The organism is Vibrio gangliei (genome assembly GCF_026001925.1).
Taxonomy (GTDB): Bacteria; Pseudomonadota; Gammaproteobacteria; order Enterobacterales; family Vibrionaceae; genus Vibrio; species Vibrio gangliei.
Genome location: NZ_AP021869.1, coordinates 1,071,039 through 1,095,538 on the forward strand (window position 1 = coordinate 1,071,039; position 24,500 = coordinate 1,095,538).

A 24,500-nucleotide genomic window follows, 5' to 3' on the forward strand; every position below is an offset into this window, starting at 1 on the left:
AAATAACATGCGCACATTTGATATGAACATTCATCATCACCATCATCCTGTAATATCTTGCGGGTGAGTATGTGCATCCGGAAGATATCTCTTCCGGCGCTGAATCAGTGACAAGATTCAAACCCTCGGAAGAGTTTTCTCTCCGGGGGTTTTTTCATTTTAGGACTAAATATTTGGCGAAATTCGTATCAGGGTCTTCGCCAATCGAATTAAGTAATTAATACAGGGATTGAGAAATGCAAAACAAACGTCTTCGAATTGCCATTCAGAAAAAAGGTCGCTTGAGTAAAGAGTGCCAAACACTACTTAAAACATGCGGCGTTAAATTTAATATTGCTGGCGAGCGCCTAGTGGTTCACAGCGAAAACATGCCGATTGATCTACTGTTGGTACGTGATGATGACATTCCAGGACTTATCATGGATGGCGTGGTTGATTTAGGTTTCATTGGTGAAAATGAACTTGAGGAAGTTCGCTTAGACCGTAAAACAGAAGGCGCTCCTTGTGAGTTTAAGGCACTACGACGTTTAGATTTCGGTGGTTGCCGCTTGTCAATTGCGATTGATAAAGACGAAGCATATAACGGCCCACAAGACCTTGCAGGCAAACGTATTGCGACCACATACCCTCACTTATTGAAAAGCTACATGGATGAACAAGGTATCAATTTCAGCACTTGTATGCTAACCGGTTCTGTTGAAGTCGCACCACGTGCAGGGCTTGCTGATGCCATCGCCGATTTAGTTTCAACCGGTGCAACATTAGAGGCCAATGGCCTAAAAGAAGTGGAAGTGATCTTCCGCTCTAAAGCAACCCTCATCCAACGTATTGGTGAGTTCTCAACCGAACACTCTATTCTGATTGATAAACTACTGACTCGTATGCAGGGCGTGATTCAAGCGAAAGAGTCGAAATACATCATGCTGCACGCACCAACGGATAAGCTAGAGCAAGTCAAAAAACTGCTACCAGGCGCAGAAGACCCAACGGTTTTACCATTATCTCAAGAAAAAAATCGCGTAGCCGTTCACCTTGTCAGTACTGAAAATCTTTTTTGGGAGACGATGGAAGGCTTAAAAGAGCTTGGCGCAAGTTCTATCTTAGTGCTGCCAATTGAGAAAATGATGGAGTAAAGCAAGATGAAAACGGTGGTCTGGCAATCATTAAGTGAAGAGCAACAAAGTGCAGTACTTGAGCGTCCAGCAATCAGTGACGGTGCTAACATAACATCGATCGTGACTGACGTGCTCAATCAAGTTAAAGCAGAGGGTGATGCGGCTCTTAAAGCATTAACAGCAAAGTTTGATAAAGCGCAGCCTGAATCAATTCGTGTTTCCGAGCAAGAAATTGAGCAAGCTTCAGCGCGCTTATCAGATGAAATGAAGCAAGCACTTGAGCAAGCTCATAAAAATATTTCAGCGTTTCATAAAGCGCAAAAAGCGCAGCCATTAAGCGTAGAAACTCAACCAGGCGTGGTGTGTGAATTAGTCACTCGCGCGATCAACAAAGTGGGTTTATACATTCCCGGTGGCAGCGCGCCATTACCTTCAACTGTGCTTATGCTAGGCGTTCCAGCGCAAATTGCGGGTTGTCGTAAAGTGGTGTTATGTTCACCACCGCCTATCGCAGATGAAATCTTGTACGTCGCTAAGCTATGTAACATTGATGAAGTGTACAACGTCGGTGGGGCACAGGCCGTTGCAGCCATGGCTTATGGTACTGAAACCGTCAGCAAAGTCGATAAAATCTTTGGTCCTGGCAACGCCTTTGTAACCGAGGCGAAGCGTCAAGTCAGTAATGATTTTCGTGGCGCAGCAATCGATATGCCAGCGGGTCCTTCAGAAGTGTTAGTGATTGCTGATGAGACGGCGGATGCCGATTTTGTGGCGGCAGATCTCCTTTCTCAAGCTGAACACGGGCCCGATTCACAAGTGGTTTTACTTACACCGTCGCCAATGATTGCTGATCAAGTCGCGGAAGCAGTGCAAAAGCAATTAAAACTACTGTCTCGTAGTGAGATTGCAGAAAAAGCCTTGGGCTCGAGTTTGATTGTGATTACTGAGTCACTCACTCAATGTGTGTCGATTTCCAACTTCTATGGCCCTGAACACTTGATTGTTCAAACGAAAAATCCACGCGAATTACTGCCTTTATTGGATAACGCAGGTTCCATTTTCTTAGGTCAATGGTCACCAGAATCGGTGGGCGATTATGCCTCGGGCACCAACCACGTATTACCAACGTATGGTTACACGAGAACATATTCAAGCCTAGGTTTGGCGGATTTTTCTAAACGTATGACGGTACAGGAATTGAGTAAAGAAGGTTTGCAAGGCTTGGCCTCAACCGTGGTCACGATGGCGGAAGCGGAAGGTCTTGATGCTCACAAGCGTGCCGTGACGATTCGTATCGAAAAGCTTAATCAGCAATAAGTTAAGTAAGGAATTAACATGGAAAAGTTAGCCCGTAAGCAAGTTCAAGCGTTAACGCCTTACTTGTCTGCACGCCGAATTGGTGGCTCTGGTGATGTCTGGCTCAATGCCAATGAATCGCCGTTCGATAATGAATATAAAACGTCTTATACTCGCCTCAATCGCTACAGTGAATGTCAGCCGAAAGCGTTGATTGAGAGTTACGCCGCTTATGCCGGTGTTAAGCCTGAGCAAGTGCTAACCTCGCGCGGTGCAGATGAAGGAATTGAATTATTGATTCGTGCATTCTGCGAACCCAATCAAGATGCGATTCTATATTGTCCGCCCACTTATGGTATGTACGCGATCAGTGCGGAGACTATAGGTGTGGAGCGCAAAGTTGTGCCGCTAACGTCTGATTGGCAATTGGATCTACCGACCATTGAAGCCAGCCTCGATAATGTCAAGCTTGTCTTTGTCTGTAGTCCGAATAATCCAACCGGCAATTTAGTTAAACGTGAAGATATCATTTCTTTACTTGAAATGACCAAAGACCGCGCCATTGTGGTGATGGACGAAGCTTATATTGATTTTTGTCCTGAAGCGTCAACGGTAGATTTACTGGCACAATATCCGAATCTTGCGATTTTGCGCACCATGTCTAAAGCCTTTGCATTAGCGGGTTTGCGATGTGGTTTCACTCTAGCAAATGAAGAGCTTATCAACGTTTTGCTCAAAGTGATTGCGCCATATCCAGTGCCGATTCCAGTCGCTGATATCGCGGTACAAGCTTTGTCTGAATCAGGCTTAGCACGTATGAAATATCAAGTATTAGACATCAGTGCGAACCGTTCTTACTTACAAGCAGGTTTAAGTATGCTTAATGGTGTGACCGTCTATGATGGCTGGGGCAATTATCTATTAGTGAAATTTGAAGATGGGGACGCAGTATTTAAAGCTGCCTGGGATAATGGCATCATTTTGCGTAATTCACCCATTGCAAACTGCGTCCGCATTAGTATCGGTAACCGAGAAGAGTGTGAAAAAACACTGAGTTTTATCCGAAATACTCTGCAATAAGATTTAAGCCGCCAGGTATGTTTTGGCGGCTGCTCAGAAAAGGAAAGCAATGTGAGCCAAAAAATTCTTTTTATTGATCGTGATGGCACCTTAATTGTCGAGCCACCAGAAGATTTTCAAGTTGATCGTTTAGATAAATTGAAATTCGAACCTAACGTCATTCCTGTGTTGTTAAAACTGCAAGATGCCGGCTACCGTTTAGTGATGGTGACCAACCAAGATGGCCTCGGTACTGACAGTTACCCACAAGCGGATTTTGACGCACCACACAACATGATGATGGATATTTTTACCTCACAAGGTGTGAAGTTCGATGACGTGTTGATTTGTCCACATTTTGACGCGGATAATTGTTCTTGCCGTAAGCCAAAATTGGGCTTAGTGAAAGATTATCTGCAACAAGGCAAAGTGGATTTTAAAACCTCGGCTGTCATTGGTGACCGCGTTACGGATCTGCAATTGGCAGAAAACATGGCGATTCGCGGTATTCAGTACAACCCTCAAACCATGAATTGGTTAGATATCTTAAAAGATTTGACTACCCAGCCACGTATTGCCGAAGTCGTGCGTACCACTAAAGAAACCGACATTAAAATTCGCGTGAATTTAGATGAGCAAGGTGGTAATCAAATTTCAACCGGCATGGGCTTTTTTGATCACATGCTCGATCAAATCGCGACCCACGGTGGTTTCCAAATGATTGCTAAAGTCGATGGTGATTTGCATATCGATGATCACCACACCATTGAAGACACCGCACTGGCACTTGGTCAAGCTCTGAAAGAAGCGCTAGGTGACAAACGTGGCATTGGTCGCTTTGGATTCAGCCTGCCGATGGATGAGTGTTTAGCGCAATGTGCATTGGATCTATCGGGTCGTCCATATCTGAAATTCGATGCCAAGTTTAGCCGCCCTCAAGTAGGTGACCTCTCAACTGAAATGGTGGTGCACTTCTTCCGTTCATTAACTGATACGCTTGCTTGTACATTGCACCTATCGTCAACTGGCGATAACGATCACCACATTATTGAAAGTTTGTTTAAAGCGTTTGGTCGTACTTTGCGTCAAGCGATTAAAGTGGAAGGCAATGAACTGCCAAGCAGTAAAGGGGTGTTGTAATGTCACAAAGTGCAACGCAAACACAAAAAGTCGTCATTATTGATACTGGCTGTGCCAATGTGTCTTCGGTTCGTTTTGCCATTGAACGTCTGGGTTACCAAGTCTCGATTTCAAAAGATCCGGCAGTGGTATTAGCAGCGGATAAACTGTTCTTGCCGGGAGTGGGTACGGCAAGTGAAGCGATGAAAAACCTGGCAGAGCGCAACTTGATTGAATTGGTCAAGCAAGTAGAAAAGCCACTACTTGGTATCTGCCTAGGGATGCAATTACTCGGTCGTTTATCACAAGAAAAAGGTCAGAAAGGCAATGAGGTTGTGGATTGCTTAGGCCTGTGCGATGGTGAAGTCCGTTTAATGGATACCGGGGATTTGCCATTGCCACACATGGGTTGGAATACCATTCAACCTAAAGCGGGTCATCCATTGTTTAAAGACATTCCGGCTGATAGCTATTTCTATTTTGTACACAGCTATGCGATGCCTGTCGGCGATTATACCATTGCCAGTTGCGATTATGGCAACCCATTTACCGCTGCGGTCCAAAATGGCAATTATTATGGGGTACAATTTCACCCAGAACGTTCGTCTAAGGCGGGCTCGAAGTTGATTCAGAATTTTTTAGAGCTCTAGTTTTTAAAGCTGTAAATTATTTGAACAGAATGGATAAAGAAAAAGGAATTGAGTTTGATTATTCCCGCATTAGATTTAATTGATGGCCAGGTAGTACGTTTATTTCAAGGCGACTACGGGCAAAAAACAGAATATAAAGTTGACCCTGCTGAGCAATTTAACCTTTATCACCAAGCCGGGGCGAATTGGCTGCATTTAGTTGATTTGACTGGCGCAAAAGACACCTCCGCTCGTCAGCTTGATTTAATCGCTAAATTACTCGCCAGTACGCCTGCGAATATCCAAATTGGTGGTGGTGTGCGTAACGAGCAAGATGTTATAGATTTACTGGAAGCGGGCGCACAACGTGTAGTTGTCGGTTCTACGGCTGTTAAAGAGCCTGAATTAGTGAAAGGTTGGATGGAAAAATACGGCGCTGAAAAGATCGTATTGGCGCTCGATATCAACATTGATGAGCAAGGCGTTCGTCGTGTGGCTATTTCTGGCTGGCAAGAAGATTCCGGTGTCACTATTGAAGCTCTGATTGAAGATTATCTCACGGTTGGCTTAAAACACGTTTTATGCACCGACATCTCTCGTGATGGCACATTAGCCGGGTCTAACGTTGAGTTGTATGTCGACCTTTGTAAACAATATCCGCAAGTGCAATTCCAATCTTCTGGTGGTATTGGTAGCTTAGATGACATTGCTGCATTGAAAGGCACAGGCGTTGCTGGCGTAATTGTTGGACGCGCACTATTAGATGGCAAGTTTACCGCAGAGGAGGCATTCTCATGTTGGCAAAGCGAATAATCCCTTGTCTTGATGTTCGAGATGGTCAAGTCGTTAAAGGCGTGCAATTTCGAAATCATGAAATCATTGGCGACATTGTCCCACTCGCACAACGATATGCCGAAGAAGGTGCCGATGAGCTAGTGTTTTATGATATTACCGCATCGAGTGACGGCCGTGTGGTGGACAAAAGTTGGGTAGCCCGTGTAGCGGAAGTGATTGATATTCCATTTTGTGTCGCGGGTGGTATTAAATCGGCTGAAGATGCGGCACGTATTTTGGAATTTGGCGCAGATAAAGTCTCAATCAACTCACCGGCTTTGGCGAATCCTCAGTTGATTACTGATTTAGCGGATAAGTTTGGTGTCCAGTGTATCGTGGTCGGTATTGATTCCTACTACGATAAGGAAACGGGTAAATATCAAGTTTACCAATTTACCGGTGATGAAGAGCGCACTAAAGCCACAGCGTGGGAAACTCGCGATTGGGTACAAGAAGTGCAAAAGCGTGGCGCAGGTGAAATTGTATTGAATATGATGAACCAAGATGGCGTACGTAATGGCTATGATATTGAGCAATTGAACATGGTGCGTGAAGTGTGTCATGTGCCATTGATTGCTTCGGGTGGCGCAGGGGCGATGGAGCACTTTGCGGAAGCCTACCACAAAGCCAATGTGGATGGGGCACTGGCGGCCTCGGTTTTTCACAAGCAAGTGATTAATATCGGTGAATTGAAGCAATACTTAAAACAACAGGGCGTGGAGATACGTTTATGAGTGAAGCAGTAACAGAACAAACCACGTTTAAAGTGTCAGACATTCAAGCCATTGCGGCGCGAATTGATTGGGAAAAAGTGGACGGTTTAGTGCCTGTAATCGTGCAAGACTACCAATCTAGCCAAGTGCTGATGATGGGGTACATGAATAGCGATGCGCTGCAAAAAACCGCTGATACTGGTTTAGTGACGTTTTATTCTCGAACTAAGCAGCGCTTATGGACCAAAGGCGAAGAGTCTGGCAATAGCTTGAACTTAGTTAACCTGTCTTTAGATTGTGACAACGATACCTTATTGGCTAAGGTCAATCCTATTGGCCCAACTTGTCATACTGGAACCACCACGTGTTTTGACGCAGATAAGCAGGACGAAACCCAATTGGTGTGGCTTCATCAACTTGAGCAGCTATTGGCTGCCCGCAAGAGTGCCGACCCAGAATCCTCTTACACCGCCAGTCTTTATGCTCGTGGCACAAAACGCATTTCGCAGAAAGTGGGCGAAGAGGGCGTTGAAGTCGCGCTTGCGGCAACGTCGGGTGACAAGGCGGAATTAGTGTGTGAATCGGCGGATCTGATCTATCACTTATTCGTTCTTCTGCAAGACCAAGGCCTCTCTTTCAATGATGTGATTAACAAATTGAAAGAGCGCCATAAGTAGTAACAATAAGCAAAAGGGCGAAAGCATATTTAAAACCGAGTCCAATCTGACTCGGTTTTTTTATGTATAAAAACTCTATTTTCAGCAAGTTAACCTCAGCTGAGGATAACTAGAAGTCACTCAATACCGCACTTTGGGCGTCTAACTTCGTTAAAATCAACGCAATAGGCCAGCTATTGACTTATGATTTTGCCTTGTTATTCATCCCAAATTGCAGCATTGAAAGAAACTCATTACTTCCTAGATACCTTTTGGTTATTTTTATCTTATTTATATCAGTGGGTTAGGGTGGTTGCTGTGACACTCTTATCCGCAGCTGAGGTTAAGTTATAAATTTTACTGCACAAATGTATAGTAATCTATTGCTAAAGTAGTAAGTAAGGCTTACTATATCGGCCTGATCAATCTTCTCTGCTATTTGTCATCGTTATAAAGGTTAATTATGGGCCACACTTCTGTTGGTTATTTACTGTCTGATGTATCACGTCTGGTTCGCAAAACATTTCAGAATGATCCTGAGATAGGCAGCATTACTTTGGCTCAAGCTAAAACCCTAAAAACGATTGCCCGACATGAGGGAATCAAACAAGTGGCCTTAGCTGAACTCCTTGAAGTCAAACCAATGACAGTAGCGAGATTGATTGATCAACTTGTTGAAGAGGGGTTAGTGGAACGTTGTGCTAGCCCTTCTGATCGACGAGCTCACTTAATCTATTTGCTGCCCGCGGCGAAAGAGCGATTAGGAATTGTGCAAAAGGTAGGTGAAAAAGTTTGGGAAACCGGGCTACAAGGTTTATCTGCTGAGCAAAAAGAACAATTCATTCAAACGCTCGAACATATTCATCGCAACTTATTACAAGATTAACTAGGTACGATATGACCAATGAATCAAATTCACCAATGCCTGAAGAGCAACTTCAATCATTGGTTAAAAAATCCAAATTAAAATCCAAACGTTTCGTACTACTATTCATTATTCCACTTCTTCTTATTGTGGGAAGCGTTGTTATTTATTTGAATGGCGGTCGCTATGTAGAAACCGAAAATGCCTATGTGAAAGCAGATAAAACCCCAATTAATTCTGAAGTGGTTGGGCGCGTTATCAACGTGCCTGTCATTGAAAACCAACACGTTAAAAAAGGCGATTTATTGGTTCAGATCGATCCTAAGCCTTATGAAATTGCGGTGGCTCAAGCGGAAGCTAATCTTGCTGACGTGCGTACGGATCTTGAAACGCTCAAAGCGGAATATCAAAATAAACTGGCAAACATTGAGGTGGCACAAAGTCAGTTAGATTACGCTCGTATTGAAGAAAAACGTCAATATAACCTCCGCAATAAAAAATATTCTTCTGAAGCTGAATACGATTCAGCCCGCCAAAAAACATTGCTGTTTGAATTGCAAATCAACGCATTGGAAAAGGGCTTAAAACAAGTGGCAGAAAGCTTGGGTGGTGATCCTAATGCGCCTGTAGAAGAACATCCGAAATTTAAACTTGCGGCGGCGCAACTTGAGCAAGCGAAAAACGATTTAGATCATGTCAATGTGTATGCTCCGGCGGATGGCATTGTGTCTAAAGTGCTTGAAGATGGTCAATACATTACCTCGAACACCACCACAATGTTGTTGGTTGCAGATAAGAATTTGTGGGTTGAAGCTAACTTCACTGAGAAAGAAATGACCAATGTGGAAGTCGGTCAAGAAGTTGATATTGAAGTCGATTATGCACCGGGTTACACCTGGAAGGGGCACGTGAAGAGTATCAGTCCTGCAACGGGTTCTGAATATTCAGTGATCCCAGCGCAAAACGCGACAGGTAACTGGGTGAAAGTTACTCAGCGTTTACCTATTCGCATTTCTATTGAAGCAAAAGATGATATGCCGACATTACGAGCGGGTATGAGTGCCATTGTTACGGTGGATACTAAGCACAAACGTCATTTATCTCTGTAATTAAGGCATTTTTGCTATGAGTGAAGTTACATTACAAGCTAATGAGAAGGAAGAAAGCGGCAAAAGGCTGATGATTACCTTCTCGGTAATGTTAGCAACCATCATGCAAGCGCTGGATACGACGATTGCTAACGTTGCGTTACCACATATGCAAGGGGCGATGGGCGCGACTCAAGATCAGATTTCATGGGTTCTGACTTCGTATATCGTTGCGTCGGCCATTGCAATGCCACTAACGGGGTTTGTTGCGGCTAAAATTGGTCGTAAGCGCTTGTTCATCTATTCGGTCATCGGTTTTACCATTGCTTCTATTTTGTGTGGCGCGGCGCAATCGCTTGATCAAATTATTTTGTTCCGTTTGTTGCAAGGTGTTTTCGGTGCGAGTTTAGTACCGCTATCACAATCCGTTTTACTTGATACCTATCCAAGAGAACAACACGGTTCTGCAATGGCTTTGTGGGGAGTGGGTGTGATGGTTGGGCCGATTTTAGGTCCATCCCTCGGCGGTTGGTTGACGGAATACTACAACTGGCGCTGGGTGTTTTATATTAATATTCCTTTTGGTGCCCTTGCTTGGTTTGGTATTGCCGCGTACGTAAAAGAAACGGCGATTGAAGCAGATAGGAAGTTCGACCTGTTTGGTTTTACTTTGATTGCATTTGCGATTGGTTCGTTGCAGCTATTTTTAGACCGAGGCGAATCTCAAAACTGGTACTCCAGCATGGAGGTCATTATTGAGACTGCAATCGCTGCTATTGCGCTGTATATGTTTGTTGTACATATGTTTACTGCCAAGCGTCCTTTTCTAGATCCGAAAATGTTTGCCGATAGAAACTTCATTGTCGGGATTACCATCGGGTTTATGATGGGGGTTGTGTTATTGGCAACCATGGCTCTCTTGCCGCCATTTATGCAAAGTTTAATGGGCTATCCGGTTCTCGATGTCGGTTTCCTATTAACCCCACGTGGCTTTGGTACCATGGCTGGCATGCTGATTGTTGGGCGGGTGGCACGTAAAGTCGACTTGCGCTATCTGATGGTGATTGGTACGTCACTGATGATTTTATCTCTTTGGGAAATGACACTGTTTAATGCAGAAGTCAGCTCTTGGGATATCGTGAGAACTGGTGTGGTTCAAGGTTTAGGTCTTGGTCTGGTATTCGTACCGCTATCGACGATGGCGTTTTCTACTCTGGAGCCAAAATTTCGAACCGAGGGAACGGCGCTTTATAGCTTAATTCGTAATATCGGTAGTAGTATTGGTATTTCAGTGGTGACAACGTATCTAGCCCATCGAATCCAGTATAATCATGCAGTATTTGGTGAGTACATTACGCCATTTAGTCGCCCTTTACATATGGCAGCGGAAAAGGGCATGTATGATATTACTACTCAAGCCGGTTTATATGCGATTGATGCAGAACTGAATCGGCAAGCGGCGATATTGGGTTACTTGCAAGACTATCGCTTAATGATGTTTGTCTGTTTGATCATGCTACCAATGATTTTCTTGTTTAAGAAAGGTCGCTAACAGTAAAAAATTAACGAACTCACCAATAAAAAAGCTCGAGCCAGTGATCAATTGGATCGAGCTTTTTAGTATTTAACCTCAGCTGCGGATAACTAGAAGCCATTCAATACCGCACTTTGGGCGTCTAACTTCGTTAAAATCAACGCAATAGGCCAGCTATTGACTTATGATTTTGCCTTGTTATCCATCCCAAATTGCAGCATTGAAAGAAAGTCATCAACCCTAGATTTCTGATAGATATTTTTATCTTTTTCATATCAATGGATTAAATTTATTATTGTGGCACTCTTATCCACAGCTGAGGTTATTTAGAGTTTTGTTAAAAGTGGAGCATAGGTTTTACCCACAGCACTTTTTAAACTTTTTTCCGCTGCCGCATAGGCAAGGATCATTGCGGCCAATTTTTGTTTTTGCGATGGTTTGATTCAGTCGAGGATCGATGTTTTCTTCGGGCATGATGCCATCAATATAACGCCACTCTTTATTCTCTTTTATAAAGCGCGAACGTTCATGCAGGCAATAACGTTGTCCGTCTTCTTCAAAATAGGCTTTAAATTCAACATAGCCTTCTTCTGTATTTTTCGGAGTAGGCGCATCTAAGACGTCGAGTTCAACCCAATGACTGTCAACAGACTCGGCAATCGCTTCAGCTTGCAAAGCGGCTTGGCATGATGAGTGATAAGTGGCAATCACAAAATCGACATTTTTTAATACGTGGGCACTGTAACGGGCTCGCATTAATTGCACTGGTTGAATTGCCTGCTTTGTATCAGCGTGTATCGGTTGGCAGCATTGTGCATAAACCTGCTTACTACCACAGGGACATAGACTATTTTCTTGCATTGATAAAGGTATTCTTCGGTTGATGATAAGTTAGCATTGGTGAGACAGTTTACCGTCCAGTCTTCGATGATGATACTCCGGGGTCGACCAATCAACAGCGTTGCGATAAAAATGCTCGGTTTGACTAGGATCTAGTTTGAGTTTGCTCGTTAACCACTGAATGTTGGATAGATCTTGTTTCTCATAAGCAATGGCAAGCGCAAGCATATCACCTAACACGCCTTGTTGTGCAATCAAAGCATCGATGGCGGGCCTTCCCAAGGGTAGTGTTTCAATCAAATGGGATAGGGGTTGTTCCAGTAACTTATCTAATTGAGAAAACATCCCTACATAGTAAGCATGTTCAATATTGATATCGAATTGCTGTAGAGCGGCGACTTGTTCACAAAAATGTGCTCTTTGCATCGACGTTTCATAATAATGGCTTGGGTCTGTGTCGTAAGCCGCGGTAAGAGACAAAGCAATAAAAAGTCGAATTTGTTCAAAGCCAAGTGCGTGAAATACTTCTTCAAAAGAATGAAATGTACTATCAATGAGGTGGGCGTGAACATAGCGCATTAACTTGTAAGACATCGTTACGTCATGACGGATCAAACGCTCAATCAATTGATAATCAATCGGCGTCTGGTTAATGGCTATTTCAAGTTGCTCCACAGTAAAAGGGGAGGATTCAATGCGCTTGCGTTTGATGATTTCAGGTTCATGCAATTCATAGCCTTGAAAATAATCAAATCCAGCGGCTCGTGCAGCCTCTAATTCTTCTTTGGTATCGATTTTTTCTGCAAGATAGTAAAGCGGCAACGTTTTATGTTGGTGAATAAATTTTTGCGCATCTTCAATAGAAATTTGTTTGATATCGAATTTAACCGTCGTGATATAAGGAAGAAATCGCTCCCAACTTTCTGAAGGAACAAAGTCATCAAGCGCAATTTTATAGCCCTTTGCGTACATCGACTTAACAGCTGAAAAAAGCTCATCACTGGGTGGACAATTTTCCAAGATTTCTATCATTAATTGGTTAGCTGTAAAGAGTGTAGGGATTTGTTCAACAAGGCTTTGGTAGGGGAAATTTACAAAATATAAGGTGTTATCGTAGCCTTGAACATTAGTTAAAAAGAAATGCTCGGTGAGAAGCCGGCTTGTAGCCTGTTCTGGATCAATAGAAGGAAATTTATTTTTAAATCCTTCTCGAAATAATAGCTCGTAGGCCACAATGCGGTCGTTGGCATTTACGATCGGCTGACGCGCAATAAAAGAATACATCTTTTAGACTCTTACCTTATAGGCTTGAATGATAAACAAGTGATTCACAATATCCGAAATTCCTTTTTGCGGCTAGAGAGTTTGTAACAAAATTGTTGATATAAATATTAAAATGGTGAGATCTATCCAATAAGGATAGGTTAACTAACAAAATTTGTAATTGAAACTTGTTGTACTGAGCACGTCAGGCTATAGGGGGTAGGTGAAATACTTAAAGTGGCCTTTGTTGAAGCTCACATCCGGTTGAATTACACACTAAAATAGAGCCTTGCTCATACCAATCACCGAGAACTATCCGAGTTGCCATTCCGTTTGCTGTCTTATGTTGATGAATATCCGGGCGATGGGTATGACCGTGGATCATGTGTATCACATTATTTTTTTCTAATTCATGGACAACTTCTTCTGGCGTGACGTCCATAATATCCATGTGTTTACGACGCTTTTGCTTTTTAATTTTCGCTTGAACGTTGGACACAATTTTTCGACGAATGAACAAAGGTATCCAATGGAACAAGGTTTGCAGCCATTTCTGATGCACGGTTTTGCGAAATTCTTGATATTTCTCATCGCGAGTGCATAAGGTGTCACCATGCAGTATTAATGTTGGCGTACCGTATAAGTCAATCACAGCGGTATCGGGCAGTAGGGTCATTCCTGTTTCAGCACAGAAGCGTTTACCTAATAAGAAATCCCTATTACCTTGAATAAAAAAGCATTCAACACCTTGTTGAGTTAAAGTTTTAAACGCATTTTTTATGGAAATATTGAAAGGGGAGTTGTCATCATCACCAATCCAAAATTCGAATAGATCACCGAGCACGTATAGTTTTTCGGCCTGCGGTGCTTCTTGTTGCATAAAGCGTAAAAAGCAATCCGTGATATCAGGACGAAGGGGCGATAAATGCAGATCAGCAATGAATAAGGTGGTCATGAAATCTCGTACTATAACAATCAAAATAATAAAAAAGGGAGAACGTATCTCCCTCAGTTTACAGCATACGGTCGGTATTTAATTCATACCAAGTGTTAATTATGCTTCGATTGTAGTTCCAGTGATAACCACATCTTCCAGTGGTACATCTTGGTGCATGCCGTAAGAACCTGTGCTTACCGCTTTGATTTTGTTTACAACATCCATGCCTTCAACCACTTCAGCGAATACACAGTAACCCCAACCGTTCATTGATTCAGATTTGAAATCAAGGAAAGTGTTGTCGTTCACGTTGATGAAGAACTGAGAGCTGGCCGAATGAGGTTCCATAGTACGAGCCATTGCCAATGTGCCGACTTTGTTGCTTAGGCCGTTGTTTGCTTCGTTTTTGATGGTTGCACGAGTGGCTTTTTCTTTTAGGCCAGAGGTCATGCCACCACCTTGAATCATAAATCCATCGATAACACGGTGGAAAAGCGTGTTGTCGTAAAAGCCTTCTTGGCAATATTGTAGGAAGTTAGCGGCTGTAAGCGGCGCTTTTTCTTCGTTTAATTTAACTTTAATATCGCCAAAGTTAGTGTGAAGGATGATCATGGTTAGGTCCTTTATCATTGGATTTAATGTTGAGCGATTCGCTTGTTTTGATTGCTTTGATCAAAAGTGCCAAGCAAATAGAATCGCCAATTTTATCGCAACTCATAGTGAAAGCAAATGCAATCATGCGAACTGTCGTTTTATCACGCGAATACACGACTAAAAATAGGCTTGAGGTCGACTTCATTGCCTGTTTGGGTATAATCGAAAAATTATAATTTTCACCGGACGTAGATAGAGATCATGTTAAAAATTTATAACACATTGACCCGCCAAAAAGAGGAATTTAAACCTATTCATGCTGGAAAAATTGGCATGTATGTTTGTGGTGTGACTATCTATGATTTGTGCCACATTGGCCATGGCCGTACCTTCGTTTCTTTCGATGTGGTTTCTCGTTATTTGCGTTTCTTAGGCTACGACCTTACTTTTGTGCGCAACATTACTGATATTGATGACAAAATCATTAAACGTGCGGCTGAAAACAATGAAACTTGTGAAGCATTAACCGAACGTTTAATTGAAGAAATGTACGCGGATTTCGATGCGTTGAATATCAAGCGTCCGGATGTTGAGCCTCGTGCAACTCATTACATTAAAGAAATTATTGAGCTCGTTGAACGTTTGATCGAACGCGGTTTTGCTTATGTTGCCGATAATGGCGATGTGATGTTTGAAGTGAAAAAGTTTGAACAATACGGCAAGCTGTCAGGCCAAGATCTAGAGCAATTGCAAGCCGGTGCCCGTGTCGATGTTGAAAGCGCAAAACGTAGTCCAATGGATTTTGTGGTTTGGAAAATGTCGAAACCAGGTGAGCCGACTTGGGAATCGCCTTGGGGCCCAGGTCGTCCAGGTTGGCATATTGAATGTTCAGCAATGAACTCTTCCATTTTAGGTCACCATTTTGATATTCATGGTGGGGGCTCAGATTTACAGTTTCCACATCATGAAAATGAAATTGCTCAATCTTGCTGCGCGCACGATACTCAGTATGTGAATACTTGGATGCACAGCGGAATGGTCATGGTTGATCGTGAAAAGATGTCTAAGTCTTTAGGTAACTTCTTTACCATTCGTGATGTATTGAAACATTACGATTCTGAGACGGTTCGCTACTTTTTGATGTCTGGTCATTACCGTAGTCAGCTGAACTACAGTGAAGAGAACTTAAATCAAGCCCGTGCTTCACTCGAGCGTCTATATACTTCATTGCGTGGCCTTGATATGTCAGCGTCACCTGCTGGTGGCGAAGAGTTTGTGGCACGCTTTACCGCCGCGATGAATGATGATTTCAATACACCGGAAGCTTATTCCGTGTTGTTTGATATGGCGCGTGAAGTTAACCGTCTGAAAACCGTTGATATGGACAAAGCTTCAGCATTAGGCGCACTGATGCGTGAGTTAGCTGATGTGATCGGTATCCTCTATCAAAACCCAGAAGCTTTCTTACAAGGCGAAGCGGGCAGTGATGATGAAGTTGCGGAAATTGAAGCGCTGATCAAATTACGTAACGATTCTCGCGCAGCGAAAGATTGGGCCAACGCCGATTTAGCGCGTGATAAGTTAAATGAGCTAGGCATCGTTTTAGAAGACGGAGCAGAAGGCACAACTTGGCGTCGTAAATAATAAATAACGATGAATTGATTCAATAGGGCTTGCGGTTTATATAGAGGCTGCAAGCCTTTTTCTCGAAACTCGAAACTCGAAACTCAACTACTAAAGGCGCTTTACTGTGGCTCAGATGTATTTTTATTACTCGGCAATGAATGCGGGTAAATCAACCACTTTGCTTCAATCTTCCTTTAACTATCGTGAACGTGGTATGAATCCTGTGATTTTTACGGCTGAAATCGACGATCGAGCGGGTGTTGGTAAAGTGAGCTCTCGCATTGGTTTACAATCTGATGCGCATTTATACAATTCCGAAACTGACTTATATGTTGCTGTGAAAGCGTTAAACGCAAATGAAAAAATTCATTGCATCATGATCGATGAATGCCAGTTCTTAAACAAAGAACAGGTATATCAGTTAACCGAGGTGGTCGATAAGCTACATATCCCAGTCCTTTGTTATGGTTTACGTAGTGACTTTTTAGGTGAGCTGTTTGAAGGTAGCCAATACCTATTAGCATGGGCTGATAAACTGATTGAGCTGAAAACCATCTGTCATTGTGGCCGCAAAGCGAATATGGTGATCCGTATGGATGAAACCGGTAAAGCCATTGCAGAAGGGGATCAGGTTGCGATTGGTGGTAATGATCGTTACGAATCGGTGTGCCGCTTGCATTACAAAGAAGCGCTAGGTAAGTAGTCGTGTTAGGTAGGCTGAATCGTTGGGTCGGTAGTTGTCGCTAAGATAACCTATTGCTCGCTAAGTTAACCTATTGCTCGCTAAGTTAACTTATTGAACGCTAAGCTAACTACCTGATATTAGATACTTCGTTTTAGCATCAACTGGTAGAGAAAACAAAGGCCGCTGATAGTGAATATCCGCGGCCTTTTTTATACTTGTAAGCGTTAAGGTAGATTAGAACTGAGGTTTAGCCGCAAATTGCTTGGCAGCATAAGCAACACGTTCAGCCGGTTTTGGATAGTCAATTGGTGTTTCTAGGCTTTCAATATGCTGTAGACGCGGTAATAAACCTGCGCCATTCGCAATTTGAATTGCCAGGCCAGGACGGGCATTAAGCTCAAGAACCATTGGGCCTTCTTCTTTATCCAATACCATGTCGGTACCCATGTAACCTAATCCGGTCATTTCCCAAGCGCTAGAAGCTAAGATCAGCAGCTTTTCCCAATCAGGTACAACAAGACCACTTAATGGTTTGCCTGTATCCGGATGGTGGGTAATAGGGCGGTCAAATTGAACACCACGGACGGCACGGCCAGTTGCAATATCAAGACCAACCCCAACCGCGCCTTGGTGTAAGTTTGCTTTACCATCTGATGCAGCTGTTGAACAACGCATCATCGCCATGACTGGGTAACCTTTAAATACGATAACGCGAATATCTGGCACACCTTCATAGCTGTAACCATCAAAAGAAACATCATCGAATTTGATAAGGTTCTCTACAACCGCCACATCGTTTTTGCCGCCGAGTGAGAATAAACCGGCAAGGGCGTTACTGATATGACGCTCTACATCTTGTTCTGAAATCGCTTGTCCCGATGGCTTAATGTAAACACCATCTTTGTGGGAAATGATCACCAGAATGCCTTTACCGCCCGAACCGCGAGCAGGCTTAATGACAAACCCCGGCCACTCTTTCACCATTTGATGAATGTTTTTTACCTGAGCTTGTTGTGAAATCACACCAATGAGCTTAGGCACTGTTGCTCCGTGTTTTTGCGCAATGATCTTCGTTTGTAGCTTGTCATCCACCAGAGGATAGCGAGAACGGTCGTTATAGCGCGAAATATACGCGCCATTACGTTTGTTCATCCCCATGATGCCCTTTGCTTTTAGCTTTTGAGGCGATGTGAAGTTAGAGAAAAACATCGTTTATTCCTCCGCTAAAGGCTTGAATCGTTTCAATTCTAATAGGCGATAGCCAGTGTAGTTACCTAGCATTAGGATACAAGCAAGCACAATAAATTGTGTGCCAATAAAGTTAAACGTGATGTGTTGAACGTAAGGGTTCGTCATTGCAAGGTAAATTAATACCGCGGTGAATAATGAGCCACCACCTTGCATAAACACTTCTTTTGCGCCTTCTTCTTCCCACAAGATAGACATACGTTCAATCGTCCAAGACAAGATAATCATTGGGAAGAAAGTGATGGTTAAGCCTTGTGTTAGACCAATATTGAACGACACAATCGTGAACATGGAAATAATTAGGATAACCGTAATGATCACCGCTGATATTCTAGCCACTAAGAGTAAGTTAAGCTTGGAGAGGTAACTTCGTATCACCAAACCCGTACCGACAATCAGTAAGAAACCAATAATACCTGGTACTAATTGGGTTTGCACAAAGGCGACTGCAATCAATACTGGCATGAAAGTACCAGAGGTTTTCAAACCAATTAATACGCGTAAGAACACCACGATTAATGCGCCGATAGGGATCAGCATGATGGTTTTGAACATAGACTGTTCTTCAAGCGGCAAGCTATGAATAGAGAAGTTGAGTAGGTTATCTGCTACCACTTTCTGCTTGGTTGCATTGCTTGGAGAAACATCTTGCGCAAGCATTGAGAAGAACACTTTACTGTGTTTACCACCGATAACATCCAGTAGAGATACATTCGATTCATCCCAGATCAGCATGTTTGCTTTCATGCCTTGCTCTGTGCTTTCAGGATTGAATAGCTGCCAAAGTTCACCATCCCATACTTCAATCATCGGAATGATGGATTGACGACGGCGACCATCTTCTAGTTCGATAACGCCAACCGTTTTGCTATGAATACCCGCTGAAGACAAGATGTTACCGATCGCTTCTACCTTGCTGAAATCATCAAGCAAAAGTGATGCGTTTTGGTTATCTGGATCATTAAATTGTTTGACGAGTTCACGAGCAAAAGTAATGTCGTCCGCTGAACGTTCTGAGGCTTGTGAAGTGATTGCATCAACCGCTGCTTGTTGAGGTGCAGTAAAGGTTGGGGCAACTAAATCACTGTCTGCTGGTGGAATAACATCCGCTTGGGATTGAGGGTCAACTAAGAATTGAGTTTTGTAATAAATGGTTTGTGGGCCATTTGCATCTCGTACTGACCATTCTGCACGACGACCAGTATCGGTATTAATGTAAGATAAGCCGTAACCTGGTGATGAAGCGCTTTCATCGATTAGGGTAAAGCCATCTTGAGTATGCGGCGCAGCTAACGATACTTTGACTGGACCTCCTGTAGCAACAAACTCAACGCGAGCTTCAATATCCCATATTTGTCGTGTTTCACCCGGTCCCCAAGGCACGCCGTAGTCTTGATGACGCATGACGCTTAAAGTGATCCCGGTAATGACAAGTATGGCGATAAGAAAATAAAATGGCACTCTAGACGTCATAACTTTTCCTTAACCTGTCTATTTTGTTATTTAAATTATTATTTTGAATTTTTCTTTGGTGCTTGTGACTCAATGAACTCTCGGCTCACATCAACATAAGCAACATCTTGAATAAACTCGCGTCCCAGCAAAATTGGATAATCCATTTGCGTACGGTCAGCTAAAGTAAATTGTGCTTTCTCATGGATACTGCCAATCTTGATCCATAATTCAACAACCGGTCTACGTTCTAAAGAATTGGTACTCGATTGGCGAATTTTGACATGCTTAATGATTGGAGCTTCTACCCATTTTCTGTCTTCTGGGGCAGTTTCATCAGATATATGAAATTTAACCCACTTTTGTCCATTACGCTCGAATTCTTGTAAATCAACTGCATTGATTGAGGAGGTGGTCGCACCGGTATCCACGCGAGCAGTGAAATCAGTTTTGACAATATCAATACCGACGTTTTCTAACGAACCTAATGTCACCATACCCGGACGGGTTTGTGGTTCTGCTAAATCAGTCACGGTAATGTTAGATGTGACGGTGGCTGAGTTAGAGTTTGATTGGGCTTTTCGTACCGAATTGAAGTAAGCGTGTTGACGTTGTTTCAATACTTCTACTTCGTTACTCAGGTTGATGATCTCCGACTCTAGACTAGCAATATAATCAGTCTGTTTATCTAGGTTAGAATCAAGCTCTTCGATACGATTAGTCAGGTTTTCTTCACTTTGGTTAACCGCATTAATGGTTTGCTTGGAGTAGTGTTCTCCTGTCATATATGCACAGCCAGAAAGCGAACCTAGGGCAAAAACTGCAAGACCTAATGATTTTTTGAGCATATTAAACAGTTGTAACCTCAGTAAGTATTTGTTGTGTAAAGTCTAGCGTATCTGGATCTTGCAGTGAAGCGCTTTCATATTAGGCTCAGAGAATTCATACAGCTTTGACAGAAAAATGACTGACAAAATCGATACGCAGCCCAGCCTATGGGTTTGTGGCAACTAAAATGGCACGACGAGGTGCAGGGTAGCCTTCAACGGTTTTGCTTGGATCATTGGCATCTAGGTAATCCGGTAACGAATTATGCGTCATCCAGTTAGTACTACGTTGTTCTTCCGTACTAGTCACGTTTTCATCCACAATGCGCACGTTGATGAAGCCACATTTTTCTAACCATACTTTTAATGCCTTAGCGGATGGGAAGAAATAAACATTGCGCATTTGAGCGTAGCGATCGACAGGGACCAATACCGCGTTTTCATCGCCTTCGATCACTAAGGTTTCTAGAACCAATTCACCACCTGGCACTAATTGATTTTTTAGTTGATACAAATGATCAAGCGGTGAGCGGCGGTGATAAAGCACACCCATGCTAAATACCGTATCGAATGCTTTTAGTTCGGGTAGCTGTTCAATGCCAAGAGGGAGCAGATGAGCACGTTGATCGCCACCCATTAGCTTACGAATGGCTTCAAATTGGATTAAAAATAAATGTGATGGGTCAATTCCCACACAAAGACGTGCGCCCGCGCCAAGCATGCGCCACATGTGATAGCCATTGCCACAACCGACATCGAGTACAGAACGATGCGTTAAGTCAGAAATATGAGGCAAAACGCGATCCCATTTCCAGTCTGAACGCCATTCCGTTTCTATGTCTAAGCCATGCACATGGTATGGGCCTTTACGCCAAGGGTGGAAAGTACGCAGAAGGCTTTCGAGTTTTTTCTGCTCGCCAATTGCTAAAGGCTCATCATTGGTGATACTGACTTGGGTAGCAATATCAATGTTATCAGGTTGAGCGCCTGAAATTTTATTGAGCGCTTTTACCCAGCGTTCGAAATCACCATGTTCGGCATTTTGCCAATCAGTTAATTGTTGTGGCAAAATATTGAGCCAAGGTTGCAGGCGTTGGTCTTGGGCGATTAATTGGTAAAAGTTAGCAAAATTAAACATAGCACTCATTTCTAAAAATTAAGTTCATGGGGTTCAAGCAAATGAACAACATGCTCAGCTGAGGGTATCGTTGATTATTTGATGGCAAACATAGAGCCAAAATTAAAGCATTGGAACCAAACTTCGTAGCTACTAAAGCCAATTTTTTCGAAACGTTGTTTGTGAGCTTCGATGGAGTCTGGGCGCATGACGTTTTCAATTGCGCTGCGTTTTTGGCTGATTTCCAGTTCACTGTAGCCATTTGCACGTTTAAAGTCGTGGTGTAAGTCGATTAATAACTCATGAGCAGGCTGATTTTCGAAAACGTATTTTTCCGACAAAATCAAAATACCGCCAGGACGGAGGCCCGCGTAAATCTTTTCTAATAAAGCGAATCTATCTTCTGGTGAAAGAAATTGCAGTGTGAAATTTAAAACCACGACAGAAGCGTTCTCGATTTCAATATCACGAATATCGGCTTCAATGACTTGCACCGGTGTATCTGAACGATAGGCATTAATATGAAGTTTGCAGCGTTCCACCATGGCCGGAGAGTTGTCAACGGCGATGATTTGACAGTTTTCTTGGTCAATATGACGACGCATGGATAAGGTAGCCGCGCCGAGTGAACAACCCAAGTCATAAACATTTGAGCTAGGTTTGGCAAAGCGTTCCGCCAACATGCCAATAGCCGAAATGATATTGCTGTAGCCGGGCACGGAGCGTTGGATCATATCAGGGAAGACTTCTGCCACTCTTTCATCAAAAGTAAAATCACCCATTTTTTCTATTGGCGCAGAAAAAATCACATCACGCTTGCTCATTGCCACTCACTTTATATATCAGAATTTAACACCCTGTTATTTTAAGGGAACTTGTTAAGTAGCGCTATTGTGTTTGCAAGTTAATTGAGTTTATTTCATTGCTTTGACTTAAGCGGAGACAAATTAAACATTAGATGATGGCTTTTTGAGCAAAAATAGGCTGCGCTCAGACTGGGTAAAATTAACTTGCATGCAACGAATGAGCGAAATTGAATCAATTCCGTTGTTTAATGAAGTAAAAGCTAAGAAATAATGGCTGAGATGGTCGATTTTTATCTGGTTTCCAAGTATAAAGAGAAGAAATTTTTTGTATGGTGTTTCGAGCATCCGCTCCACCGAGATTATTCATTAGAAAAGAGATTGGGAAATTCATTATGCGCACCCAGTATTGTGGTCACCTGAACAAGTCCCTAGTAGGACAAAGTGTTGAATTATGCGGTTGGGTAAACCGTCGTCGTGATTTGGGCGGGCTTATCTTCATTGATATGCGTGACCGTGAAGGCATTGTTCAAGTTGTGGTAGACCCAGATATGGCAGAAGTCTTTGCTGAGGCGAATAAACTGCGTAATGAATTCTGTATTAAATTCACTGGTGAAGTCCGCGCACGTCCTGATAGCCAAATCAACAAAGACATGGCAACGGGTGAAGTGGAAGTGTTCGCAACGGGTCTTGAGATCATCAACCGTTCTGAGCCATTACCGCTTGATTCAAACCAAACTAACTCGGAAGAGCAACGTCTTAAATATCGTTACATCGATTTACGTCGTCCTGAAATGAGTGATCGCATTAAATTGCGTGCTAAAGCATCCAGCTTCGTTCGTCGTTTCTTAGATGACAATGGTTTCCTTGATATTGAAACGCCAGTACTGACTAAAGCGACACCAGAAGGTGCGCGCGATTACCTAGTGCCAAGCCGTGTACATAAAGGTAGCTTTTACGCATTGCCGCAATCGCCTCAGCTGTTTAAGCAGTTGTTGATGATGTCGGGTTTTGACCGTTACTACCAAATCGTGAAATGTTTCCGTGATGAAGATTTACGTGCTGACCGTCAGCCAGAATTTACTCAAATCGATATCGAAACATCATTCATGACATCGGATGAAGTTCGTGCTGTAACAGAAAAAATGGTTCGCGATATGTGGCAAGAGCTGCTTAACGTTGACCTAGGCGAATTCCCAGTTATGCCATTCTCTGAAGCGATGCGTCGTTTTGGTTCAGATAAACCAGACCTACGTAACCCGCTGGAGCTTGTTGATGTTGCCGATTTAGTGAAAGACGTTGAATTTAAAGTCTTCTCTGGCCCTGCGAACGATGAAAAAGGCCGTGTAGCCGTAATCCGTGTACCAGGCGGTGCGTCTCTATCTCGTAAACAAATTGATGAATACGGCAGCTTCGTTGGTATTTATGGTGCCAAAGGTCTTGCTTGGATAAAAGTGAATGACCTTGCCGCTGGTGTAGAAGGCATTCAGTCTCCAGTGGCTAAGTTCTTAAATGAAGATGTGATTAAAGGCATTTTAGAGCGTACCGGCGCACAAACGGGCGATATCATTCTATTTGGCGCAGATAAAGCCAACATCGTGTCAGAAGCAATGGGCGCATTACGTATCAAGCTAGGTCTTGATCTTGAGCTAACAGATCTGAACGCATGGGCGCCACTTTGGGTGGTTGATTTCCCAATGTTTGAGCAAGATGATGAAGGCAACCTTCACGCCATGCACCACCCATTTACCTCACCACTTGGTGTAACAGCAGAAGAGCTAAAAGCAAACCCTGCGGCAGCAAACTCTAACGCTTACGACATGGTACTGAATGGTTACGAAGTTGGCGGTGGTTCAGTTCGTATTCACAACTCTGAAATGCAATCGACTGTGTTTGATATCTTAGGTATTGATGAGTCTGAACAGCGTTTGAAGTTTGGCTTCCTATTAGACGCACTGAAATACGGTACGCCACCACACGCAGGCTTGGCATTCGGTTTAGACCGTTTAGTGATGCTGCTTTGTGGTACTGATAACATCCGTGATGTGATCGCATTCCCTAAAACAACAGCAGCAGCATGTCCGTTAACTAACGCTCCAAGCCTTGCTAACCCAGCAGCGCTAGAAGAGTTGGCGATTGCGGTGACTGTGGCTAAAGACGCAGCAGAGAACAATCAAGAGTAATATCTTGAGCTCGAAAA

The 24,500-nt window shown here is 43.1% G+C and carries 23 protein-coding genes and 1 other annotated feature; of the genes, 14 read left to right on the forward strand and 9 right to left on the reverse strand.

Going from position 1 to position 24,500, the window contains the following annotated elements; genetic code table 11:
* Positions 1 to 30: 30 nt before the first annotated feature.
* Positions 31 to 158, forward strand: a sequence feature (His leader region).
* Between the two features lie 78 nt (positions 159 to 236).
* The 11 genes from hisG (at position 237) to Vgang_RS04920 (ending at position 10,926) form a co-directional block, all read left to right on the forward strand.
* Positions 237 to 1,133: an ATP phosphoribosyltransferase gene (hisG, locus tag Vgang_RS04870; protein WP_105902792.1), complete on the forward strand. Its 897-nt coding sequence runs from the start codon at positions 237 to 239 to the stop codon at positions 1,131 to 1,133.
* A 6-nt stretch (positions 1,134 to 1,139) separates the two neighbouring features.
* Entirely contained in the window at positions 1,140 to 2,432 is a 1,293-nt protein-coding gene (gene hisD / locus Vgang_RS04875; RefSeq protein WP_105902791.1) for a histidinol dehydrogenase, read from the forward strand.
* An 18-nt stretch (positions 2,433 to 2,450) separates the two neighbouring features.
* Positions 2,451 to 3,491, forward strand: a complete 1,041-nt coding sequence (gene hisC, locus Vgang_RS04880; RefSeq protein ID WP_105902790.1) for a histidinol-phosphate transaminase — start codon at positions 2,451 to 2,453, stop codon at positions 3,489 to 3,491.
* Positions 3,492 to 3,542: 51 nt separating this feature from the next.
* Entirely contained in the window at positions 3,543 to 4,610 is a 1,068-nt protein-coding gene (gene hisB, locus Vgang_RS04885) for a bifunctional histidinol-phosphatase/imidazoleglycerol-phosphate dehydratase HisB (RefSeq protein WP_105902789.1), read from the forward strand.
* Complete coding sequence (gene hisH, locus Vgang_RS04890) at positions 4,610 to 5,239, forward strand: imidazole glycerol phosphate synthase subunit HisH (protein ID WP_105902788.1); 630 nt, start codon at positions 4,610 to 4,612, stop codon at positions 5,237 to 5,239. The genes hisB and hisH overlap by 1 nt, the downstream gene beginning before the upstream one ends.
* A gap of 54 nt (positions 5,240 to 5,293) precedes the next feature.
* A complete protein-coding gene (hisA, locus tag Vgang_RS04895; RefSeq protein WP_105902787.1) occupies positions 5,294 to 6,031 on the forward strand; it encodes a 1-(5-phosphoribosyl)-5-[(5-phosphoribosylamino)methylideneamino]imidazole-4-carboxamide isomerase in 738 nt (245 codons plus the stop codon).
* Positions 6,013 to 6,786: an imidazole glycerol phosphate synthase subunit HisF gene (gene hisF, locus Vgang_RS04900; RefSeq protein WP_105902786.1), complete on the forward strand. Its 774-nt coding sequence runs from the start codon at positions 6,013 to 6,015 to the stop codon at positions 6,784 to 6,786. The genes hisA and hisF overlap by 19 nt, the downstream gene beginning before the upstream one ends.
* A complete protein-coding gene (gene hisIE, locus Vgang_RS04905; RefSeq protein ID WP_105902785.1) occupies positions 6,783 to 7,442 on the forward strand; it encodes a bifunctional phosphoribosyl-AMP cyclohydrolase/phosphoribosyl-ATP diphosphatase HisIE in 660 nt (219 codons plus the stop codon). Before hisF ends, hisIE begins: the two co-directional genes overlap by 4 nt.
* Positions 7,443 to 7,884: 442 nt before the next feature.
* The gene (locus tag Vgang_RS04910) at positions 7,885 to 8,307 is read left to right on the forward strand and encodes a MarR family winged helix-turn-helix transcriptional regulator (RefSeq protein ID WP_105902784.1); all 423 of its coding nucleotides are present in this window, start codon (positions 7,885 to 7,887) and stop codon (positions 8,305 to 8,307) included.
* An 11-nt stretch (positions 8,308 to 8,318) separates the two neighbouring features.
* Entirely contained in the window at positions 8,319 to 9,395 is a 1,077-nt protein-coding gene (locus Vgang_RS04915) for an HlyD family secretion protein (RefSeq protein ID WP_245879947.1), read from the forward strand.
* Between the two features lie 16 nt (positions 9,396 to 9,411).
* Complete coding sequence (locus Vgang_RS04920) at positions 9,412 to 10,926, forward strand: MDR family MFS transporter (RefSeq protein WP_211294078.1); 1,515 nt, start codon at positions 9,412 to 9,414, stop codon at positions 10,924 to 10,926.
* 339 nt (positions 10,927 to 11,265) lie between these two features.
* Here the strand turns inward: Vgang_RS04920 and Vgang_RS04925 are convergent, their stop codons facing one another.
* From Vgang_RS04925 to Vgang_RS04940, 4 genes are all read right to left on the reverse strand, one after another.
* On the reverse strand, positions 11,266 to 11,769 hold the full coding sequence (locus Vgang_RS04925) for a YchJ family metal-binding protein (protein WP_105902783.1): 504 nt from the start codon (positions 11,767 to 11,769) through the stop codon (positions 11,266 to 11,268).
* A gap of 30 nt (positions 11,770 to 11,799) precedes the next feature.
* Positions 11,800 to 13,032 carry an EAL and HDOD domain-containing protein gene (locus Vgang_RS04930; protein WP_105902782.1) on the reverse strand — a complete coding sequence of 411 codons (1,233 nt, stop codon included), beginning with the start codon at positions 13,030 to 13,032 and terminating at the stop codon, positions 11,800 to 11,802.
* Positions 13,033 to 13,243: 211 nt separating this feature from the next.
* Complete coding sequence (gene lpxH, locus Vgang_RS04935; RefSeq protein WP_105902781.1) at positions 13,244 to 13,966, reverse strand: UDP-2,3-diacylglucosamine diphosphatase; 723 nt, start codon at positions 13,964 to 13,966, stop codon at positions 13,244 to 13,246.
* Positions 13,967 to 14,065: 99 nt separating this feature from the next.
* Entirely contained in the window at positions 14,066 to 14,560 is a 495-nt protein-coding gene (locus tag Vgang_RS04940; RefSeq protein ID WP_105902780.1) for a peptidylprolyl isomerase, read from the reverse strand.
* Positions 14,561 to 14,803: 243 nt separating this feature from the next.
* Here Vgang_RS04940 and cysS point away from each other — a divergent pair, with 243 nt between their 5' ends.
* Both cysS and Vgang_RS04950 read left to right on the forward strand, forming a co-directional pair.
* Positions 14,804 to 16,186, forward strand: coding sequence for a cysteine--tRNA ligase (cysS, locus tag Vgang_RS04945; RefSeq protein WP_105902778.1), 1,383 nt, complete (start codon positions 14,804 to 14,806; stop codon positions 16,184 to 16,186).
* 106 nt (positions 16,187 to 16,292) lie between these two features.
* Positions 16,293 to 16,871 carry a thymidine kinase gene (locus Vgang_RS04950; protein WP_105902777.1) on the forward strand — a complete coding sequence of 193 codons (579 nt, stop codon included), beginning with the start codon at positions 16,293 to 16,295 and terminating at the stop codon, positions 16,869 to 16,871.
* Positions 16,872 to 17,087: 216 nt separating this feature from the next.
* Here Vgang_RS04950 and Vgang_RS04955 read toward each other — a convergent pair whose 3' ends face one another.
* From Vgang_RS04955 to cmoA, 5 genes are all read right to left on the reverse strand, one after another.
* On the reverse strand, positions 17,088 to 18,062 hold the full coding sequence (locus Vgang_RS04955; RefSeq protein WP_105902776.1) for an alpha-L-glutamate ligase-like protein: 975 nt from the start codon (positions 18,060 to 18,062) through the stop codon (positions 17,088 to 17,090).
* Positions 18,063 to 18,065: 3 nt separating this feature from the next.
* Complete coding sequence (locus Vgang_RS04960; RefSeq protein ID WP_105902775.1) at positions 18,066 to 19,574, reverse strand: inactive transglutaminase family protein; 1,509 nt, start codon at positions 19,572 to 19,574, stop codon at positions 18,066 to 18,068.
* Positions 19,575 to 19,612: 38 nt separating this feature from the next.
* A complete protein-coding gene (locus Vgang_RS04965; RefSeq protein WP_105902774.1) occupies positions 19,613 to 20,401 on the reverse strand; it encodes an ATP-dependent zinc protease family protein in 789 nt (262 codons plus the stop codon).
* A gap of 145 nt (positions 20,402 to 20,546) precedes the next feature.
* A complete protein-coding gene (cmoB, locus tag Vgang_RS04970; protein ID WP_105902773.1) occupies positions 20,547 to 21,518 on the reverse strand; it encodes a tRNA 5-methoxyuridine(34)/uridine 5-oxyacetic acid(34) synthase CmoB in 972 nt (323 codons plus the stop codon).
* A 74-nt stretch (positions 21,519 to 21,592) separates the two neighbouring features.
* Positions 21,593 to 22,321 (reverse strand): carboxy-S-adenosyl-L-methionine synthase CmoA, encoded by a 729-nt coding sequence (cmoA, locus tag Vgang_RS04975; protein WP_105902772.1) that lies wholly within the window; start codon positions 22,319 to 22,321, stop codon positions 21,593 to 21,595.
* A 374-nt stretch (positions 22,322 to 22,695) separates the two neighbouring features.
* Here cmoA and aspS point away from each other — a divergent pair, with 374 nt between their 5' ends.
* Entirely contained in the window at positions 22,696 to 24,483 is a 1,788-nt protein-coding gene (gene aspS / locus Vgang_RS04980; RefSeq protein WP_105902771.1) for an aspartate--tRNA ligase, read from the forward strand.
* The last annotated feature ends 17 nt before the right edge of the window (positions 24,484 to 24,500 follow it).

Bases quoted from the DNA above. Each gene is read 5' to 3' on its own strand.
- Vgang_RS04955 (WP_105902776.1), bottom strand. From the start codon at position 18,062: ATGTTTTTCTCTAACTTCACATCGCCTCAAAAGCTAAAAGCAAAGGGC.
- Vgang_RS04910 (WP_105902784.1), top strand. From the start codon at position 7,885: ATGGGCCACACTTCTGTTGGTTATTTACTGTCTGATGTATCACGTCTG.
- hisD (WP_105902791.1), top strand. From the start codon at position 1,140: ATGAAAACGGTGGTCTGGCAATCATTAAGTGAAGAGCAACAAAGTGCA.
- hisH (WP_105902788.1), top strand. From the start codon at position 4,610: ATGTCACAAAGTGCAACGCAAACACAAAAAGTCGTCATTATTGATACT.
- aspS (WP_105902771.1), top strand. From the start codon at position 22,696: ATGCGCACCCAGTATTGTGGTCACCTGAACAAGTCCCTAGTAGGACAA.
- Vgang_RS04925 (WP_105902783.1), bottom strand. From the start codon at position 11,769: ATGCAAGAAAATAGTCTATGTCCCTGTGGTAGTAAGCAGGTTTATGCA.
- Vgang_RS04915 (WP_245879947.1), top strand. From the start codon at position 8,319: ATGACCAATGAATCAAATTCACCAATGCCTGAAGAGCAACTTCAATCA.
- cysS (WP_105902778.1), top strand. From the start codon at position 14,804: ATGTTAAAAATTTATAACACATTGACCCGCCAAAAAGAGGAATTTAAA.
- hisG (WP_105902792.1), top strand. From the start codon at position 237: ATGCAAAACAAACGTCTTCGAATTGCCATTCAGAAAAAAGGTCGCTTG.
- Vgang_RS04960 (WP_105902775.1), bottom strand. From the start codon at position 19,574: ATGACGTCTAGAGTGCCATTTTATTTTCTTATCGCCATACTTGTCATT.
- Vgang_RS04940 (WP_105902780.1), bottom strand. From the start codon at position 14,560: ATGATCATCCTTCACACTAACTTTGGCGATATTAAAGTTAAATTAAAC.
- lpxH (WP_105902781.1), bottom strand. From the start codon at position 13,966: ATGACCACCTTATTCATTGCTGATCTGCATTTATCGCCCCTTCGTCCT.
- cmoA (WP_105902772.1), bottom strand. From the start codon at position 22,321: ATGAGCAAGCGTGATGTGATTTTTTCTGCGCCAATAGAAAAAATGGGT.
- Vgang_RS04930 (WP_105902782.1), bottom strand. From the start codon at position 13,032: ATGTATTCTTTTATTGCGCGTCAGCCGATCGTAAATGCCAACGACCGC.
- cmoB (WP_105902773.1), bottom strand. From the start codon at position 21,518: ATGTTTAATTTTGCTAACTTTTACCAATTAATCGCCCAAGACCAACGC.
- Vgang_RS04920 (WP_211294078.1), top strand. From the start codon at position 9,412: ATGAGTGAAGTTACATTACAAGCTAATGAGAAGGAAGAAAGCGGCAAA.
- hisC (WP_105902790.1), top strand. From the start codon at position 2,451: ATGGAAAAGTTAGCCCGTAAGCAAGTTCAAGCGTTAACGCCTTACTTG.
- hisIE (WP_105902785.1), top strand. From the start codon at position 6,783: ATGAGTGAAGCAGTAACAGAACAAACCACGTTTAAAGTGTCAGACATT.
- Vgang_RS04965 (WP_105902774.1), bottom strand. From the start codon at position 20,401: ATGCTCAAAAAATCATTAGGTCTTGCAGTTTTTGCCCTAGGTTCGCTT.
- hisF (WP_105902786.1), top strand. From the start codon at position 6,013: ATGTTGGCAAAGCGAATAATCCCTTGTCTTGATGTTCGAGATGGTCAA.